Annotated in this window: 18 protein-coding genes; 2 read left to right on the top strand and 16 right to left on the bottom strand. The window is 64.0% G+C overall.

The window, feature by feature from the left end; translation table 11 throughout:
- Nucleotides 1-35 precede the first annotated feature (35 nt).
- The 14 genes from RM530_RS16055 to RM530_RS16120 all read right to left on the bottom strand — a co-directional run bounded on the left by RM530_RS16055 (nucleotide 36) and on the right by RM530_RS16120 (nucleotide 13,044).
- The gene (locus RM530_RS16055) at nucleotides 36-575 is read right to left on the bottom strand and encodes a phosphatidylglycerophosphatase A family protein (RefSeq protein WP_311366275.1); all 540 of its coding nucleotides are present in this window, start codon (nucleotides 573-575) and stop codon (nucleotides 36-38) included.
- Entirely contained in the window at nucleotides 572-1,522 is a 951-nt protein-coding gene (gene thiL / locus RM530_RS16060) for a thiamine-phosphate kinase (protein ID WP_311366276.1), read from the bottom strand. Before thiL ends, RM530_RS16055 begins: the two co-directional genes overlap by 4 nt.
- Before the next feature lie 3 nt (nucleotides 1,523-1,525).
- Nucleotides 1,526-1,987, bottom strand: a complete 462-nt coding sequence (nusB, locus tag RM530_RS16065) for a transcription antitermination factor NusB (protein ID WP_311366277.1) — start codon at nucleotides 1,985-1,987, stop codon at nucleotides 1,526-1,528.
- Nucleotides 1,984-2,484 carry a 6,7-dimethyl-8-ribityllumazine synthase gene (gene ribH / locus RM530_RS16070; protein ID WP_349256263.1) on the bottom strand — a complete coding sequence of 167 codons (501 nt, stop codon included), beginning with the start codon at nucleotides 2,482-2,484 and terminating at the stop codon, nucleotides 1,984-1,986. The genes nusB and ribH overlap by 4 nt, the downstream gene beginning before the upstream one ends.
- 36 nt (nucleotides 2,485-2,520) lie before the next feature.
- Nucleotides 2,521-3,684: a bifunctional 3,4-dihydroxy-2-butanone-4-phosphate synthase/GTP cyclohydrolase II gene (gene ribBA, locus RM530_RS16075; protein WP_311366278.1), complete on the bottom strand. Its 1,164-nt coding sequence runs from the start codon at nucleotides 3,682-3,684 to the stop codon at nucleotides 2,521-2,523.
- Nucleotide 3,685: 1 nt separating this feature from the next.
- Nucleotides 3,686-4,282: a riboflavin synthase gene (locus tag RM530_RS16080; RefSeq protein WP_311366279.1), complete on the bottom strand. Its 597-nt coding sequence runs from the start codon at nucleotides 4,280-4,282 to the stop codon at nucleotides 3,686-3,688.
- A gap of 9 nt (nucleotides 4,283-4,291) precedes the next feature.
- Nucleotides 4,292-5,374 (bottom strand): bifunctional diaminohydroxyphosphoribosylaminopyrimidine deaminase/5-amino-6-(5-phosphoribosylamino)uracil reductase RibD, encoded by a 1,083-nt coding sequence (ribD, locus tag RM530_RS16085; RefSeq protein WP_349256264.1) that lies wholly within the window; start codon nucleotides 5,372-5,374, stop codon nucleotides 4,292-4,294.
- 13 nt (nucleotides 5,375-5,387) lie between these two features.
- Complete coding sequence (nrdR, locus tag RM530_RS16090; RefSeq protein ID WP_311366281.1) at nucleotides 5,388-5,918, bottom strand: transcriptional regulator NrdR; 531 nt, start codon at nucleotides 5,916-5,918, stop codon at nucleotides 5,388-5,390.
- 171 nt (nucleotides 5,919-6,089) lie between these two features.
- On the bottom strand, nucleotides 6,090-7,376 hold the full coding sequence (glyA, locus tag RM530_RS16095) for a serine hydroxymethyltransferase (protein WP_311366282.1): 1,287 nt from the start codon (nucleotides 7,374-7,376) through the stop codon (nucleotides 6,090-6,092).
- Between the two features lie 37 nt (nucleotides 7,377-7,413).
- Nucleotides 7,414-8,511 carry a quinolinate synthase NadA gene (nadA, locus tag RM530_RS16100; RefSeq protein ID WP_311366283.1) on the bottom strand — a complete coding sequence of 366 codons (1,098 nt, stop codon included), beginning with the start codon at nucleotides 8,509-8,511 and terminating at the stop codon, nucleotides 7,414-7,416.
- Nucleotides 8,512-8,642: 131 nt separating this feature from the next.
- Nucleotides 8,643-10,085, bottom strand: a complete 1,443-nt coding sequence (locus tag RM530_RS16105; protein WP_311366284.1) for a hypothetical protein — start codon at nucleotides 10,083-10,085, stop codon at nucleotides 8,643-8,645.
- A complete protein-coding gene (gene aspS, locus RM530_RS16110; protein ID WP_311366285.1) occupies nucleotides 10,082-11,866 on the bottom strand; it encodes an aspartate--tRNA ligase in 1,785 nt (594 codons plus the stop codon). The genes RM530_RS16105 and aspS overlap by 4 nt, the downstream gene beginning before the upstream one ends.
- Nucleotides 11,867-11,956: 90 nt before the next feature.
- Nucleotides 11,957-12,667 (bottom strand): DUF502 domain-containing protein, encoded by a 711-nt coding sequence (locus RM530_RS16115; RefSeq protein ID WP_311366286.1) that lies wholly within the window; start codon nucleotides 12,665-12,667, stop codon nucleotides 11,957-11,959.
- Nucleotides 12,664-13,044 (bottom strand): FmdB family zinc ribbon protein, encoded by a 381-nt coding sequence (locus RM530_RS16120; protein WP_311366287.1) that lies wholly within the window; start codon nucleotides 13,042-13,044, stop codon nucleotides 12,664-12,666. Before RM530_RS16120 ends, RM530_RS16115 begins: the two co-directional genes overlap by 4 nt.
- A 116-nt stretch (nucleotides 13,045-13,160) precedes the next feature.
- Here RM530_RS16120 and RM530_RS16125 point away from each other — a divergent pair, with 116 nt between their 5' ends.
- Nucleotides 13,161-13,730, top strand: coding sequence for an O-acetyl-ADP-ribose deacetylase (locus RM530_RS16125; RefSeq protein WP_311366288.1), 570 nt, complete (start codon nucleotides 13,161-13,163; stop codon nucleotides 13,728-13,730).
- Here RM530_RS16125 and RM530_RS16130 read toward each other — a convergent pair.
- Nucleotides 13,670-14,137, bottom strand: a complete 468-nt coding sequence (locus RM530_RS16130; protein ID WP_311366289.1) for a DUF1249 domain-containing protein — start codon at nucleotides 14,135-14,137, stop codon at nucleotides 13,670-13,672. The two genes, RM530_RS16125 and RM530_RS16130, sit on opposite strands and share 61 nt — an antisense overlap.
- A 56-nt stretch (nucleotides 14,138-14,193) precedes the next feature.
- Here RM530_RS16130 and RM530_RS16135 point away from each other — a divergent pair, with 56 nt between their 5' ends.
- A complete protein-coding gene (locus RM530_RS16135; RefSeq protein ID WP_311366290.1) occupies nucleotides 14,194-15,825 on the top strand; it encodes an alpha-D-glucose phosphate-specific phosphoglucomutase in 1,632 nt (543 codons plus the stop codon).
- 32 nt (nucleotides 15,826-15,857) lie between these two features.
- Here the strand turns inward: RM530_RS16135 and RM530_RS16140 are convergent, their stop codons facing one another.
- Nucleotides 15,858-16,517, bottom strand: coding sequence for a hypothetical protein (locus RM530_RS16140; protein ID WP_311366291.1), 660 nt, complete (start codon nucleotides 16,515-16,517; stop codon nucleotides 15,858-15,860).
- Nucleotides 16,518-16,549: the final 32 nt, after the last annotated feature.

The following is a 16,549-nucleotide window of genomic DNA, read 5'->3' on the forward strand; positions in this document are numbered from 1 at the left end:
GACCGAAGGCTGGCTGTCAGACCCGATTTTCCGGCTCACGCAAGGAACTCCGTGCCGAGCCATGCGGCCCCCGCGAGCAGCAAGGCAGACACCAGACCCGCCGCCAGATCGTCAATCATCACGCCGAGGCCACCATCGACGTGCGCATCCAACCAGCGTATCGGCCAGGGCTTGGCAATGTCGAAGATCCGGAACAGAACAAATCCGGCCAGCAGCCCGGTCCAGATCGGCCATGGCCAAAGTCCCAGCGCCGGCAGCAGCGGGACGACGGTCAACAGATAGGCCACGATTTCGTCGAAAACCACGCCAGGGTGATCCGGTACGCCCAGACGCCGGCAACTCTCGCCGCAAATACGCACGCCGACGATCGACAGGATCAGCAGCAAGGCCGCGTAGACCGGCCATGGGAGCCACAGCAGCGCGAGTGCGATCGGCAGCGCAGCCAGCGTGCCCCAGGTGCCGGGCGCCTTGCGTGCAAGCCCGCTGCCGAACCCGAAGGCCAGAAAATGTACCGGTGTCGTCATGATCAGGCGCGCCGGGAACTTCGGCGCAACGCGAAAAGCGCTGCTCTTCATGCGAAATGGTCGAATCCGTTATTTTCGAAGCTGTGCAGGGTACCGTCCAGAGCATGCAGGCGCACGCCCGGGGTCTGCGAAATCCGACCGATCGGAGTCAGTGCGCAGACATGCATGGCCAGGACGAGACGCTCATCGGGTATGCACAGGCAGAGTTCGTAGTCGTCGCCACCGGTCGCCTGATAGCGCAATCGTGCCATTGGATCGGGAACCAGGACGCTCAGTGCCGGCGAGGCGGGCAGACGAGCAGCCTCAAGATCGGCGCCTGTTCCGCTTGCGGTGCAAATATGCCCGAGATCGGCCAGCAGGCCGTCGGAAATGTCGATCGCCGCAGACGCCAGATCCAGCAATCCCCTGCCCTCGTCGAGACGTGGAACTGGGCGCTCCAAGCGACGGCGCAGCTCGGCTTCGGTTCCGATGGGGACACTGCGCGCCTGACCGAATCGGGCCAATGCGGCTGCTGCATCGCCGAGCGTACCGGTCACCACAACCCAATCGCCGGATTTGGCGCCGCTGCGACGCAACGCACGAGCGCGCGGAACCAGCCCCATCGCCGTCACCGAAATCGTGAGCGGCCCACACGTGATGTCACCGCCGACCAGGGCGACGCCGCTCAACCGCGCGAGTTCGGCGAAGCCTTCCGAAAATCCGGCCACCCAGGCATCGTCGAGCGTCGGCAGACTCAGCGCCAGCGTGACCCAACAGGCATCCGCGCCCATCGCCGCCAAATCCGAGAGGTTCACCGCCAGCGACTTCCATCCGACATCTGCTGCGGCGGTCCGCTCCGGAAAATGGCGCCCGGCCACCAGGGTGTCCGCCGTGACCACGAGCTGCCGGTCCGGCGGAACATCAAGGATCGCGGCATCGTCACCGATGCCCAGAACGATCCCATCACCGTCCGGTGCCAACTCGGCGAAGTGTCGGCGAATCAGCTCGAACTCGCCCATGCCTCAAAGGCCGGCCGAGACTTCCACCGAACGGGTGCTGCGCGCGACCTTGTCGAGCACGCCGTTGACGAACTTGAAACTTTCGTCGACGCCGCCGAACATCTTGGCGAGATTGACCGATTCGTTGACCACGACACGCCACGGCACATCGGGACAGAACACCAGTTCGTAGGTTCCCACCATCAGAATCGCGCGCTCCATCGGGTCCAGCTCGTGCACGGGACGGTCCAGGTGCGGCGTGAAGTGCGTCAGCAACTGCGGCGCCTCACGCACGGTGCCGTCGAGCAGCGCCTGAAAGTATTCGGCATCGGCTCGCCCCAGGCCCGGATCCTCGCGGAACTGCTTGAGCAGGCGCTCGGGCGGCGTTTCGTTGAACAGCCAGCTGTACAGCGCCTGCACGGTCAGCCGGCGCGCCAGACCGCGGCGGCTCTGCGGCATCGGATCTTTGCGAACCTGATCTTTCAAGACGTTTCCAGCCCCCATTCGAATCGAATCATTTCGAGCACCGCCTGTGCGGACTCGTAACCCTTGTTATCCTTGCCCTCACCTGATCGCGCGGTGGCCTGCTCGACCGTATCGACCGTCAGCACACCGAAACCCAGAGGGATTCCGTAGCGCAGCATGACATCCTGCAGGCCGCGTGCGCATTCGCCGGCCACGAAATCGAAATGCGGGGTCTCGCCGCGAATCACCGCGCCCAGCGCCACCACCGCGTCGAAATGCTTGCCGTGGGCGATACGCTCGCAGGCCAGCGGCACTTCGAACGCCCCCGGCACGCGGTACAGGCGGGTATTGGAACCGCGCACGCCCCAATCCGACAGCGCCTGCCGCGCGCCGTCGATCAGCGCATCGACGATCTCGCAATTCCAGCGCGTGGCGACGATCGCGATCCGGGTATTCATCAGCTCGCCCGGCGCCGGCGGCGATGGTGCCGCATAACCGGATTTTTGGTCCGCACTCATGGATTCAGTTCCTGTCTCGGATTGTTGGCTCGCCCATCAGTCGCAATGCTCGTAGCCCACGACTTCCAGTCCGAATCCGACGATCGATTGCATGCGCTTGGGCGCCGACAGTACGCGCATGCGTCGTACGCCCAGGTCGACGAGGATCTGCGCACCGATGCCGTAGGTGCGCAGGGTATGCCGCGACTCGGGGTCCTGAACGGCCGGATCCTGGCCGGTCGACTGCGGATTCAGCCCCAACACACCTTGAACCAGGTCTCGCGGCGTCTCGGTCTTGCGCAGAATCACGACGATTCCGTTGTCGGCCTGTGCCACACGTTGCAGCGCGCGACGCAAGGGCCAGCCGGCGCCAGCCTGTTCGACACCGAGCAGATCCGCCAGGGTGTTGCGCACGTGCACGCGAACCAGAGTCGGCGTTTCCGGACTCACGCTGCCGTGAACCATGGCGAGGTGCACGGCATTGTCGATAGCGTCCTGATAGGTCACCAGGCGAAATTCGCCGAACTCGGTCCGCACCTGGGCTTCGGCGACGCGCTCGACCGTATGCTCGTTATGCAGGCGATATCGAATCAAATCGGCAATGGTACAGATCTTGATCTGATGCCGCCGCGCGAATGCGAGCAGGTCATCGCGACGCGCCATCGTCCCGTCTTCATTGAGGATTTCGACGATTACGGAGGCCGGCTCCAGTCCGGCCATGCGCGCCAGATCGCAGCCTGCCTCGGTATGGCCGGCACGCGTCAGTACGCCGCCCGCCTGCGCCGTCAGCGGAAAGATGTGGCCAGGCTGGACCAGGTCTTCGGGCCGCGCGTCGCGGGCCACTGCGGCCTGCACGGTGCGCGCGCGATCGAAGGCGGAAATTCCAGTGGTCACACCTTCGGCGGCCTCGATCGACACGGTGAACGCGGTTTTGTGCTTGTCGTCGCCGACTGCAACCATCGGCGGCAAGCGCAACTGGCGACAACGATCGGCGGTGAGCGTCAGACAGATCAGGCCGCGGCCATAGCGGGCCATGAAATTGATGTCCTCGGCGCGGACGCGCTCGGCCGCCATGACCAGATCGCCTTCGTTCTCCCGATCCTCGTCATCCATCACCACGACCATCTTGCCGGCCGCGATGTCGGCGACCACATCCTCGATCGGATCCAGAGCACCGTGTTCGGCTCCGCTGAGACTTTCCGGGGGTACCGCTTTGTTCATGTCAGTTCCTTGCCGCCGTCAGGCGTTCGAGGTAGCGCGCGATCAGGTCGACTTCGAGATTGACGCTGCCGCCGACCTCCAGCGAACCCAGCGAGGTTTGCTCCCGTGTATGGGGGATGATGTTAACGCCAAAGCTGCACTCGCCGACTTCATTGACGGTCAGGCTGATGCCGTCGATGGTGATCGACCCCTTTGGCGCAACGTAGCGCGAAAGCGCCGCCGGAAGCTCGAATTCCAGCCGCCAGCTCCGGGCCTCCTCGCGTGCGTCCAGCAGCCGGCTGAGGCCATCGACATGACCACTGACGAAATGTCCGCCGATTTGCCTGGATGGTGTCAGCGAGCGTTCAAGATTCAACTTGCGGCCCGGCACCCAGCCTGCAGCGGTGGTCAGCTGCAGAGTTTCGACCGAGACATCAGCGTCGAAGCTTGCGCCTTCGAACGCGATCGCGGTCAGGCACACACCGGACACGGCAATGCTGTCTCCGATCGCGGAGTCGCGAAGGAATCCGTCCGGGGCCTCGATGCGAAAACGACGGTCTCCGTCGCGATGCTCTGCGGCGACGACGGTCCCGGTCGCTTCGACAATTCCTGTAAACATGGGTACGACTCACTCCAGACGAGGTTCGGCGATGATGCGCAGGTCGCTTCCGATCTGCCGCACATCGGTGAATGTGAGCTGCACACGCTCGGACAACTGTCGCAAGCCCGGCAGCTGCGCCATTGGACGGGCATCCGAGCCCAACATCAACGGCGCCAGATACAGCACCAGTTCGTCGACCAGGTCTGAGCGCAGCCACGCGCCGGCCAGAATCGGCCCGCATTCCACCAGCACCGAATTGACGCCGGCGGTGCCGAGCACGCGCAAGGCATCACCCAGCTCGACCTGCCCGCCGGGGCCGGCGCGTACCAGATGCACCTCGACGCCCTGCGCGCGCAGGCGATCGACCATCGCGCCGCGCGGCCGAACCGTCAGCGCGAAACGTCGCGCATCCGGGTGCCAGACCTGCGCAGTCGCCGGGCTGCGCAACTGCGTGTCCAGCACGATGCGGTCGGGCTGACGCAATGCTGCTCCGGGCTCGAGTCCCTTGCGCACGGTCAGCGCCGGATTGTCGGCGAGCACAGTGGCACTGCTGGTCAGCACCGCTCCGGCACTGGCACGCAGGCGGTGGACATCGGTGCGCGCGGCTTCACCCGTGATCCACTGCGATTCACCGCTGGCCATGGCTGTCCGCCCATCCAGGCTCGACGCCAGCTTCAGGCTCAACCATGGCCGCCCACGGCGCACACGCGACAGGAATCCGCGATTGAGCGACTCGGCCTCGGTCTCCATCAAACCGCAGTCGACCTCGATGCCGGCGCCACGCAGGCGGTTCATCCCCTGGCCGGCCACCGCTGGATACGGATCTTCCATGGCGACCCAGACCTTGGCGACACCGGCCGCGACCAAGGCCTCGCAGCACGGCGGCGTGCGTCCGTGATGCGCGCAAGGCTCCAGGCTGACGAAAACCTCGGCGCCCCGCGCGCGATCGCCGGCTTGCCGCAATGCGATCACTTCGGCGTGGGCTTCACCGGCGCGCTCGTGCCAGCCGCGACCGACGATTTCGCCGTCACGGACGACGACGCAGCCCACACGTGGATTCGGATGGGTGGAGGTGCTTCCGCGTTCGGCCAGACGCAGCGCCTGCGCCATGTACGCGGCGGCCTCAACCGGGCTTGCGGCGGCCACTCAGGGGCTTGTCTGATTGAATCAGCGACAGTTGCGCGCGCCGTTGCTCGGCCGTCGGTGCCGACAGCAGGCGCTCGACCTCTTCGCGAAACGCATTGGCATCCTCGAACTGGCGGTAGATCGAAGCAAAGCGCACATACGCCACATGATCGATGTCACTGAGCTGCTGCATCACCAGCTCGCCGAGCTGACGCGAGGGCACCTCGCGCTCGCCACTGGCGCGCAGTTCGCGCATGACGTGGTCGACCACCTGATCGATCTGCTCCTGATGCACCGGACGCTTGTAGCAGGCCGACTCGATGCCGCGATGCAGCTTGTCCTCGGAAAACGGCTCTGGCGTACCGTCACGCTTGAGCACCTGCGGCATCGACAGCTGCGCCTTCTCGAAGGTTGTGAAACGCTGGCTACAATTGCCGCACTCGCGGCGACGCCGCACCACCAGCCCCTCCTCCGTCAGGCGCGAATCGACGACCCGTGTGTCCTCGAACTTGCAGAAGGGGCATTGCATCGTTAAGGCCGGGACCCGGGGCAAAGACAGGCTTCGCCCCTGCGCCGAGATGTCCGGATCGGCTTGTGGCTGTTGTAGCAGGGGCACATCGCCAAGTGTTTCTCACGGGTCCCGGGTCCCGGGTCCCGGGTCCCGAAGCCTGCAACACCTTCCCCAACGCCAATCGCCATCTCAAGCCGCCCGTCGCGCAGCTTGATACACGGGATGCGCCGCGCACAGGGCTTCGACCTGAGCGCGCACCTGCGCGATCACCGCGTCCACGTCGCCGCTGCTGCTCATCGCGTCGACGATGTCACCGATCCAGCCCGCGACCGCGGCCATGTCGCCGGCGGAAAATCCGCGCGTGGTTCCGGCCGGGCTGCCGATACGCAAACCCGAGGTCACGAACGGCGAACGCGGGTCGTTCGGCACGGCGTTCTTGTTCACGGTGATGTGGGCACGGCCCAGGGCGGCTTCTGCATCCTTGCCGGTCACGTCCTTGGCGACCAGGTCGAGCAGGAACAGATGGTTATCGGTACCACCTGAGACCACCTTGTAACCGCGATCCACGAACACCTGCGCCATCGCGCGGGCGTTGACCACCACCTGCTGCTGATAGGTCTTGAAGTCCTCCGCCAACGCCTCCTTGAAGGCCACCGCCTTGGCGGCGATGACGTGCATCAGGGGGCCGCCCTGGATGCCCGGAAACACCGCGGAATTGAGCTTCTTGTGCAGCGCTTCGTCCTGACCCTTGGACAGGATGATGCCGCCGCGCGGTCCGCGCAGGGTCTTGTGCGTGGTGCTGGTGACCACATGCGCATGATCCATCGGGCTCGGGTAGACGCCGGCCGCCACCAGACCGGCCACATGCGCCATGTCCACCCAGAACCAGGCGCCGATCTTGTCGGCGATCTCGCGCATGCGCGCCCAGTCCTTGAATCGCGAGTACGCAGAAAAGCCGCCGATGATCATCTTCGGCTTGTGCTCCAGCGCCAGGCGCTCCATTTCGTCGTAGTTGATCAGCCCGGTTTCCGGATCCAGACCGTAGGCGACCACCTGATAATCCTTGCCCGAGAAATTCGCCGGATGACCATGCGTGAGATGACCGCCATGCGCGAGATTCATGCCCATGATGATGTCACCGGGGCGCACCAGCGCCGAAAACACCGCGGCGTTGGCCTGCGCGCCGGAATGCGGCTGAACATTGGCGTAGTCGGCGCCGAACAGGGTCTTGACCCGCTCGATTGCCAGCGTCTCGGCAATATCGACGAACTCGCAACCACCGTAGTAGCGCTTGCCGGGATAGCCCTCGGCGTACTTGTTGGTCAGCTCGGAACCCTGAGCTTCCATGACCGCCGGACTGGTATAGTTCTCGGACGCGATCAGCTCGATATGCGCTTCCTGACGCTCGCGCTCGGATTCAATCGCCTTCCACAGCTCGGCGTCGGACTCGGCGATGGATTGAGCTTGGGTCCACATCATGTTCTAAGACTCTGAGTCGGGGTACGGGAAAGGCTCAAGGCGCCACGGACAGCATCAGATCCAGCGCAGCCCGCGCCGGTTCCGCGACCGCTTCCGGCACCCGGATCCGATTGACGGTATTGCCGGCCACGAGATTGTCCAGCGTCCAGGCCAGATGCTGCGGGTCGACACGGAACATCGTCGAGCACATGCACACCATGGGCGACATGAACTGCACGGTGACGTTCTTGGGTTTCATCTCCTCGGCGAGGCGATTGACCAGATTCAGTTCGGTGCCGACCAGCCAGTGCTTGCCCGGCTCGGAGGCATGCACCGTCTTGAGGATGGTTTCGGTTGAACCCACGAAGTCGGACTTCTCGCAGACCTCGAGATTGTTTTCGGGATGGCTGATGACCAGACCATCCGGGTGCTGCTTACGGAAGTTGTCGATGTGCGCCGGCTGGAACATTTGATGAACCGAGCAATGCCCCTTCCACAGGATCATCTTCGCCTTGCGAATCTGGTCGACAGTAAGCCCGCCCTGCGGCCGGGTGAAGTCCCACACCACCATCTCGTCGAGCGGCACCCCCATCTTGTAGGCGGTGTTGCGGCCCAGATGCTGGTCGGGGAAGAACAACACCTTCTCGCGGCGCGCGAACGACCATTCCAGCACGCCGCGCGCGTTCGATGAGGTGCAGACGATGCCGCCGTGCGAACCGCAGAACGCCTTGAGATCGGCCGCAGAATTGATGTACGTGACCGGCGTGACGATCTCGTCCGGATCAAGAATCTCCGACAGTTCCGCCCAGCACTTGCGCACCTTGGCAAGATTCGCCATGTCTGCCATCGAGCAACCGGCGGCGAGGTCCGGCAGCACCACCGTGCGCTTGCCGAAGCTCACGATGTCCGCGACCTCGGCCATGAAGTGCACGCCGCAGAACACGATGAATTCGGCGTCGGTCTCGGCGGCAAGGCGCGACAGCTTGAGCGAGTCGCCCGTCAGTTGCGCGTGCTTGTAGACCTCGTTGCGCTGGTAGTGGTGCCCAAGGATGACCAGACGATCGCCCAGCAGACGCTTGGCGGCGTCGATGCGGGCATCGCATTCGCCATCATCCAGCAGTGAGAATTGATCGATTTTGAGTGCAGCAGCCATTCCCTCACCTCCTGAGAAGGTCCGGCCCGGCCGATCCCGCATCTGCGGGCCGCGACCGGAACCCCATACCCATCGCGTGTCGGCGCGCGATCGAGCCCGTCATTTTACGGCAAAGCGACCGAGCGGTGCCCTCAAGGGCTGGCATCACCCTCGCCGTCTTCCGGAAGATCCTCGCTGGGTTGCTCTTCGCTGCCGGAACACAGGCCGGGCTCACCGATGGTCAGCGTGGCGGTATCGGTGATTTCGATATCGTCCTCGGTGCCCTCATCCTCGCCTTCGTCGACGAACGTCGCCGTGACCTCGATGGATTCACCGATCTCGCCGACCGCCCCGAAGGTGCCGCGAATCGCGAAGCTGTTGTCCACCGTAGCGATTTCGGAATCCTCCGTCGTCCAGTCCACATGCCGGGTGATGTCCTGAACGTAGGCGCCACCATCGAACGAACCGGTGGCAGTGAACTGATACGCGCAATTCTGCGGAAGCACCAGTTCCTGCGGCGAAATGCTGAAACTGTCCAGAGCCGCATCGACAACGCTGAGCGGCAGGCTGTTCGACGGCAGGCGGTCATCTTCCTCGGTCTCGGCATCGTTGACGCCGAAGTACGAGGTAATTTCGACCGGCCCACCTTGCGAGAAGCCATAGACATAGTTGGCGCCGCCGACGACACCCATGATCGCGATTCCGTTGTCGCTGGAGCCGTAGCTAACCTGGCCGGTCAGATCCTGGCGCGCGGCACCGCTGGCGAAGTTTCCGTAAGTCGAAAAACGCTCGCTGGTTTCGATGACCAGGTCGCCGGTGGCCGGCACCGCATCGGTTCCGGTGAACTCGCGTTCCAGCGTGAGGCTGTCGACCGGCTCGATGGTGACATTGGTAGTGTATTCGCGGCCACACACCGGAAAGCTGGCCTTGGCCAGCAGCGGGCCGCCTTCTGCAATACCGATAACGCGCCCCGCAATATCGCCGCTGACGCCAATCACAGCGATCTCCTCATCCGGCTCGACGAACGACCAGAACGCACTTGTGCGCATGTTGACCGGATTATCCAGAAATACCGTTTCCAGATTGATCAGGTACCCCGTGTCTACGCCCACAGTCGGATTCGGATTGGTGAAGGTGATCTCGCCGAGTGGGTCGACCGTAACAACCAGACTCGCGGTAAGGCCCGCGAAGTCAGCAGTGATCGTGGCCGTACCGGGAGCACCCGGAAGAACCGCACCCTTCAGGTAGACCTGCCCCTCGACCCCTTCGGCCGGCACCGTGCCGTCGCTGACGTCTGCGACGGACGGATTGTCACTACTGTACGTGGCGCGACTCGTGAAGTTGCCCCGGCTTCCGTCAGAAAACGTACCGACCACGGCGAGGCTCTGCGGGATACATTCGTTGACGTGAAAAGTCTCGTCGGACGCATCGACAGTGCCATCACCGGGCAGGACTTCGATGCTCTCGATCGCATTGCCATCACCAACGCCACTGCAGGCACCCAGCGCAAGGCTGAGCGCCACCGCGACGAAGGGCGCGGCCCAGGGGCTCGCTCCGCGAAATGCGGGCACTGGACCCATCGTTACGAATCTCACGCCGTCTTGCTCCCTAGCATTGTCTTGATCGAAAGCTCGCGCAATTGCCGCGTGTCGACCGTACCCGGCGCATTCGTCAGCGGACAATGCGCGGTCTGTGTTTTCGGAAATGCGATCACATCCCGAATCGAACCCGCGCCGGCCATCAACATCACCAGACGATCGATGCCGAAGGCCAAGCCGCCATGTGGCGGCGCGCCGAATTTGAGTGCGTCCAGCAGAAAACCGAACTTCTCACGTGCTTCTTCGTCCGAGATTCCCAGAATCTTGAACACAGCGGCCTGCATCTCGGGCCGATGAATACGCACCGAACCGCCGCCGATCTCCACGCCGTTGAGCACCATGTCGTAGCCCTGTGACAGCGTACCGGCCGGATCGTTCGCGAGGGCTTCGGCATCGGCCGTTTGTGGCGCGGTGAACGGATGGTTCGTGGCCTGCCAGCGCGCTTCCTTGTCATCCCATTCGAACATCGGCCAATCGACGACCCAAAGGGCACGCCAGCCGCCGGCGGCGAGACCCAGATCATTGCCGAGCTTGAGCCGCAGCGCGCCCAGGGCATCGGAGACGATCTTGAAGCTGGCAGCGCCGAAGAACAGGATGTCGCCGCTGCTGGCGCCGGTTCGCTCCAGAATACCGTCCAGTGCCGCGTCCGACAGGTTCTTGACGATCGGCGACTGCAGGCCCTCACGGCCCTTGGCGCGATCGTTGACCTTGATCCAGGCCAGTCCGCGCGCGCCGTAATTGCCGACGAAGGCGGTGTAGCCGTCGATCTGGCTGCGCGACAGCTTTTCGGCCCCGCCGGGCACGCACAGCGCCGTCACCCGGCAGCCGGGATCATTCGCCGGACCGGCAAAGACCTTGAACTCCTCGTTGGCGACGAGATCCTGGATGTCGATCAGTTCCAGCGGATTGCGCAGGTCCGGCTTGTCGGAACCGAAGCGTCCCATCGCCTCGGCCCAGGACATGCGCTGGAACGAGTCTCCGAGGTCGACACCCAGAGTTTCGGCGAACAGGCCGCGAATCAGCGCTTCCATGAGATCCATGATCTCGCCCTGCGACAGGAAGCTGGTTTCCACGTCGAGCTGGGTGAATTCCGGCTGCCGGTCGGCGCGCAGATCCTCATCGCGGAAACAGCGCGCGATCTGGTAGTAGCGGTCGAGGCCACTCATCATCAGCAACTGCTTGAACAGCTGCGGTGACTGCGGCAAGGCGAAGAAGCTGCCGGGATGGGTGCGCGACGGCACCAGGTAATCACGCGCCCCTTCGGGCGTGGCGCGCGTCAGAATCGGCGTTTCCACATCGACGAAACCGTTGTCGTCCATGTAGCGCCGGATGTACTGCGTCACCCGATGGCGCAGCCGAAGATTGCCCAGCATTTCCGGGCGCCGCAGGTCCATGTAGCGGAACTTGAGGCGCGTTTCCTCGCCGACCGTGTCGTCGTCCAGATGAAACGGCGGGGTCTCGGCGCGGTTGAGCAATTCCACTGAATCCGCGTACAGCTCCACGCGGCCGGTCGGCAGATTGGCATTGATGGTGCCTTCCGGACGCGGCCGTACGGTGCCGCGCACCGCCATCACGAACTCGGACCGCAGGCGCTCCGCCTGGACGAAGGTCTCCGCGCAATCGGGATCGAAAACCACCTGCAACAAACCTTCGCGGTCGCGCAGATCAATGAAGATGACGCCGCCATGATCCCGGCGGCGATGCACCCAGCCGCAAACTTCGACACGGGCGTCAACCAATGTCTCGGTGACCTGACCACAATAATGGGAACGCTTCATGAAGGCTTAACAGGGCCGAAATAACGAGGGGCGCGGGATTGTAGCGGTCGGGCCGCGCCGCGTCGACGCGGGAGGCGACACCGATCAGCCCTACGTGGAGGACCGGTCGGTGGAATCCACTGCCGGGGCATCCGCCGGAGGTGACAGTTCTTCAACCAGGCGCTTGAGCGATGGTGAATCGGGCGTGACCACGCCCAGGGAAATGATCAGGCGCATGGCATCCTCCACGCTCATATCGAGCCAGATCACGTCCTTCTTCGGCAAGAAGATGATCCAGCCGGACGTCGGGTTGGGCGTGGTCGGCACGAAGGCCGTAATGACCTCCTCCGCCGTCTTGTTCTGCACCTCACCAATCGGATTGCCGGTCACGAAGCCAATCGACCAGATGCCCTTGCGCGGATATTCGAACAGGATCGGCTGTCGGAACGACACCGAGGTGTCCGCGAACACGGTCTCCGCCAGCTTCTTGATGCCGCCGTAGACCGAGCGCACGATCGGAATCCGGTCGAGCATCGACTCCGCCCAGGACAGCGCCTGCCGGCCGAGAAAATTGGCGGCGAACGCACCGGTCGCGATCAGCAGCACGATGCTCAGCAATACGCCGAGCCCCGGAATGTCCGGGCGCCAGAATGGCGGGATCAGCAGCAGACTCGCATCGAGCAGATTGACGATGAAGCGCACCACGACCAGGGTGGCGGCGATCGGCAGCCACACGATCAGCCCGGCGACGAACCAGCGACGCAACACACGCCCGAAGGCGGTGGATTCCTTTTTCGGCTTAGCGGTCTTGTTTTCGCTCATGCGGCCGCGCTGCTGGGTCCGCTCTTGGCGCCGCCCCCTGCATCGCCGCTGGAACCCGATTTCGACTGGCTGCCGCCTTCGCTCGAAGACTTGCCTGGCTCGCCCCCCGAGGATTTGGATTCAGACTTGGAATCCGCCTTGTCCGCGCTCTTGGCGCCGCCGTCGCCGCTGTCGCCAGCGAGATTTCGTTTGCCGCCGGACTTGAAGTCGGTTTCGTACCAGCCGCCCCCCTTGAGGCGAAAGCCGGCGGCGGACACCAGACGTTCCAGCTCCGCACGGCCGCAGCTGCTGCACGGCTCGGACGGACCTTCACTGATCTTGTGCATGATTTCGAGCTGCGCACCGCAGCTCTTGCAGACGTACTCGTAAATCGGCATTTCCACCTCGAAGGAAACTAGTTGAAGCCGCCTGGTATCCAAGCTCCTGAGCTTGGCATAGTTGGGACGACATGAGCGAAATTCAAGAGACCTCGGCAACGAAGCCGGCGAGCCGCATGCGCGCGCTCCGTGCCGATATTACGCGGATGGATTGCGATGCGATCGTCAACGCCGCCAACCACTCGCTACTCGGCGGTGGCGGCGTGGACGGTGCAATCCACCGCGCGGCCGGTCCGGAACTCTTGCAGGAATGCCGAACCCTGGGCGGCTGCGAAACCGGCGCCGCCAAAACGACCGCCGGCTACCGTTTGCCTGCGCGCTTTGTGATTCACACCGTAGGACCAGTCTGGTCCGGCGGCCATCGGGGTGAACCGGAACAGCTGGCAGCCTGCTATCGCAACAGCCTGGACGCTGCGATCGAGCACGACTGCAGCAGCATCGCCTTCCCGGCCATCAGCTGCGGCGTCTACGGCTATCCGCGCGAAGCCGCGGTCACGATTGCGGTGGAAACGGTTCGAGCGATTCTGGAAACCCAGTCAAAGATTCGGCTGGTCAGCTTCGTCTGCTTTGACGAATCGATGCTCGGGCTTTATCGGACCCAGCTTGGCGCATCGCGCCTGAAGGCTCACGGCGTCGAACCAGTCAGCACTCGCGGCCGCGAGGCCATGCCGAAGCCGTGGCCGTGATGCAGCAGATAGTGCAGCCATTTGTTGAGCATGACGTTGCGCTTCCACTGCGCGTTGAGATAACGCAGGGCCTCGGGATCGCTTTCGTCGAGCGCGAGCCACGGCGGACGCGTGGCGCAATACAGGGTTTCGGCCAATTGGGCGTCGCGGTAGAGCTTGACCCAGACGTCCGGCTCGAAGCGCCCCTCGATCTGGTAGCTGAGCCGGAACGAAGCCGTGAACTTGCCGCGCTCCAGCACGATCAGATGCAGCGGCAGATCGTTCTCGGCGCGGGATATCGCCGACACGAACGGAAGGTCCAGTTCAGGAACCAGTCGCTCGATCAGGCGATAGTTACGCTCGAACAGATCGATGAGCGTACCGATCCGTCCACCGCGTACCAGCAGGTCTGGGTTCATCTGTGCCATGCGGGGACTATAAGGTAGGCTCCCCGCTTGACACCATAAGGGCCAAAACCAGTACGATGACCGTCCGCGAAATCGCCACCCGCCCCTACGACGACCAGAAACCCGGCACCGCCGGCCTGCGCAAAAGCGTCGCCGTATTCCAGCAGCCGCACTACCTCGAAAACTTCCTGCAGTCGATTTTCGACAACATGCCGCAGTGGAGTGCCGGCACCGTGGTGATCGGCGGAGACGGGCGCTACTTCAACCGCGAAGCGATACAGACTGCCATCGCCATGGCGGCGGCCAACGGGGTCGCTCATGTCATCGTCGGCCAGCGCGGCCACCTGTCCACTCCTGCGGCCTCGCACCTGATCGCCAAGCGCAAGGCCGACGGTGGCCTGTTGCTGACGGCCTCGCACAATCCCGCTGGACCCGATGGCGACTTCGGTCTCAAGTTCAGCATGGCCGGCGGCGGACAAGCGCCCGAGGCCCTCACCGACAAGGTTTACGCCTACAGCTGCGAAATCGCCCACTACCGGATCCTCGAAGCCGGGCCGGTCGATCTCGACCAGCTCGGTCAACAAAGCTTCGGTGGACTGCGTGTCGAAGTGGTCGACCCCGTCGACGACTACGCCGAGCTGATGCAGAGCCTGTTCGACTTCGATCGGATTCGCGCCTGGCTCGCCGATGGACATTCTGTGTGCTTCGACGGCATGCATGCGATCACCGGCCCCTACGCGCAGCGGATACTGGTTGACATGCTCGGCGCCAGGGCCGACAGCGTGATCAACGGCACCCCCCTTGAGGACTTCGGCGGCGGCCATCCCGACCCCAACCTGATCTACGCCAGGCCTCTGGTGGATTTGATGATGTCCGCCGATGCGCCGGATCTCGCCGCCGCCAGCGACGGTGACGGCGACCGCAACATGATACTCGGACGCGGCCTGTTCATCTCACCGGGCGACTCGCTCGCCATGCTGGCTGCGCATCTCGACAAACTGCCGGGCTACCGCCAGGGGCTTGCCGGGGTGGCACGTTCGATGCCGACCTGCCGCGCGGTCGACCTGGTCGCTGCTGCCAAGGGCATCGAGGCGCACGAAACGCCGACCGGCTGGAAATTCTTCTGCAATCTGCTGGACGCCGGTCGCGTCACGATCTGCGGTGAGGAGAGCTTCGGCACCTCGTCGATGCACGTCCGCGAAAAAGATGGCGTCTGGGCGGCCCTGGCCTGGCTCAATGTGCTGGCCGAAACCGGGCAGTCCGTCGCAGAAATCGCCAAGGCGCACTGGGCGAGCTACGGTCGTCACTACTTCGCCCGCCACGATTACGAAGGACTCGACAGCGACGTCGCCAAGCGCCTGATCGCCGCCGTGCAGTCTGCACTGCCGGAGCTGGTCGGCCAGAGCTTTGGCGGCTGGACAGTCAGCCTGGCGGACTCATTCGCCTATACCGATCCGATCGATGGCAGCAGCGCCAGCAACCAGGGCTTGCGCATTGTCTTCGGCAACGCCGCGCGCATCATCCTGCGCCTGTCCGGCACCGGCACTTCGGGCGCCACGCTACGGCTGTATCTGGAACGCTATGAGAAAGACACCGACAAGCTGGCCTGGGACGTCGGCGAGGCGCTCGCTCCCTTGGCCGCGATTGCCGAACAGATCGGCTCGATTCGCAGCCGTAGCGGACGCGACGCGCCAGACGTCGTGACCTGATCCGCCGCCGCTTCGCGCTTGGCTAAGGCCCCTTACGGAAGCTCGAAGCGCGACGTTGCCGGCGCGGTGGTGTCGGCGGCCTGCAGCGCAAAGGCCTGCCCGTAACGCAGCACGCCGCGACCGCGTTCGGCCAGCGCGTTGTAGAGCAATAGATAGCCGGACGGCATCGGTTCGTGAAATACCTGGCTTTGCAGCGCGAGCGTGCGTTGAATCGCATCGCGCAGGTCGATGGCCGCCTTGCCGCCATCCAGCACCAGTTCGATACGACGAATTTCCTCATCAATCTTTACTCGCGCGATCCAGATCTCGCCGCGCACGCCGGCCACGGTCTCCACGGCGTCCGTCTTGTCCAGGGATACCAGGACATCGAACAGCGGCGCGAATGACAAGGCCGCCAATCCCTGTGCTCCGAAGGACTGAACCGCCAGGGCCATGTCGACCGCCATCGGCCACGGCGAGGTCAGCACCTGATACATCCGGCTGCCGCGGATCAGCACATAGCCGTAGCGACTGACGAGCTGATCCTGGCCGCTCCAGCGCATCAGCTCGCCGCGCACCTCGACAGTGGCGGTCTGCACGCCGTACGACGTACCGGTGTTGATGTCCAGACTGTAGCGGCCATCCGCCCACGCCAAGCCGGGCAGCAGCAGCGACAGGACCAGCAGGCAGCGTGTGTGACAAGCCAAGCTCATGCTCGGGGTCCCCGGGCGATCGAAGCGGGCAT

The organism is Banduia mediterranea, from assembly GCF_031846245.1.
Lineage (GTDB): Bacteria > Pseudomonadota > Gammaproteobacteria > Nevskiales > Nevskiaceae > Banduia > Banduia mediterranea.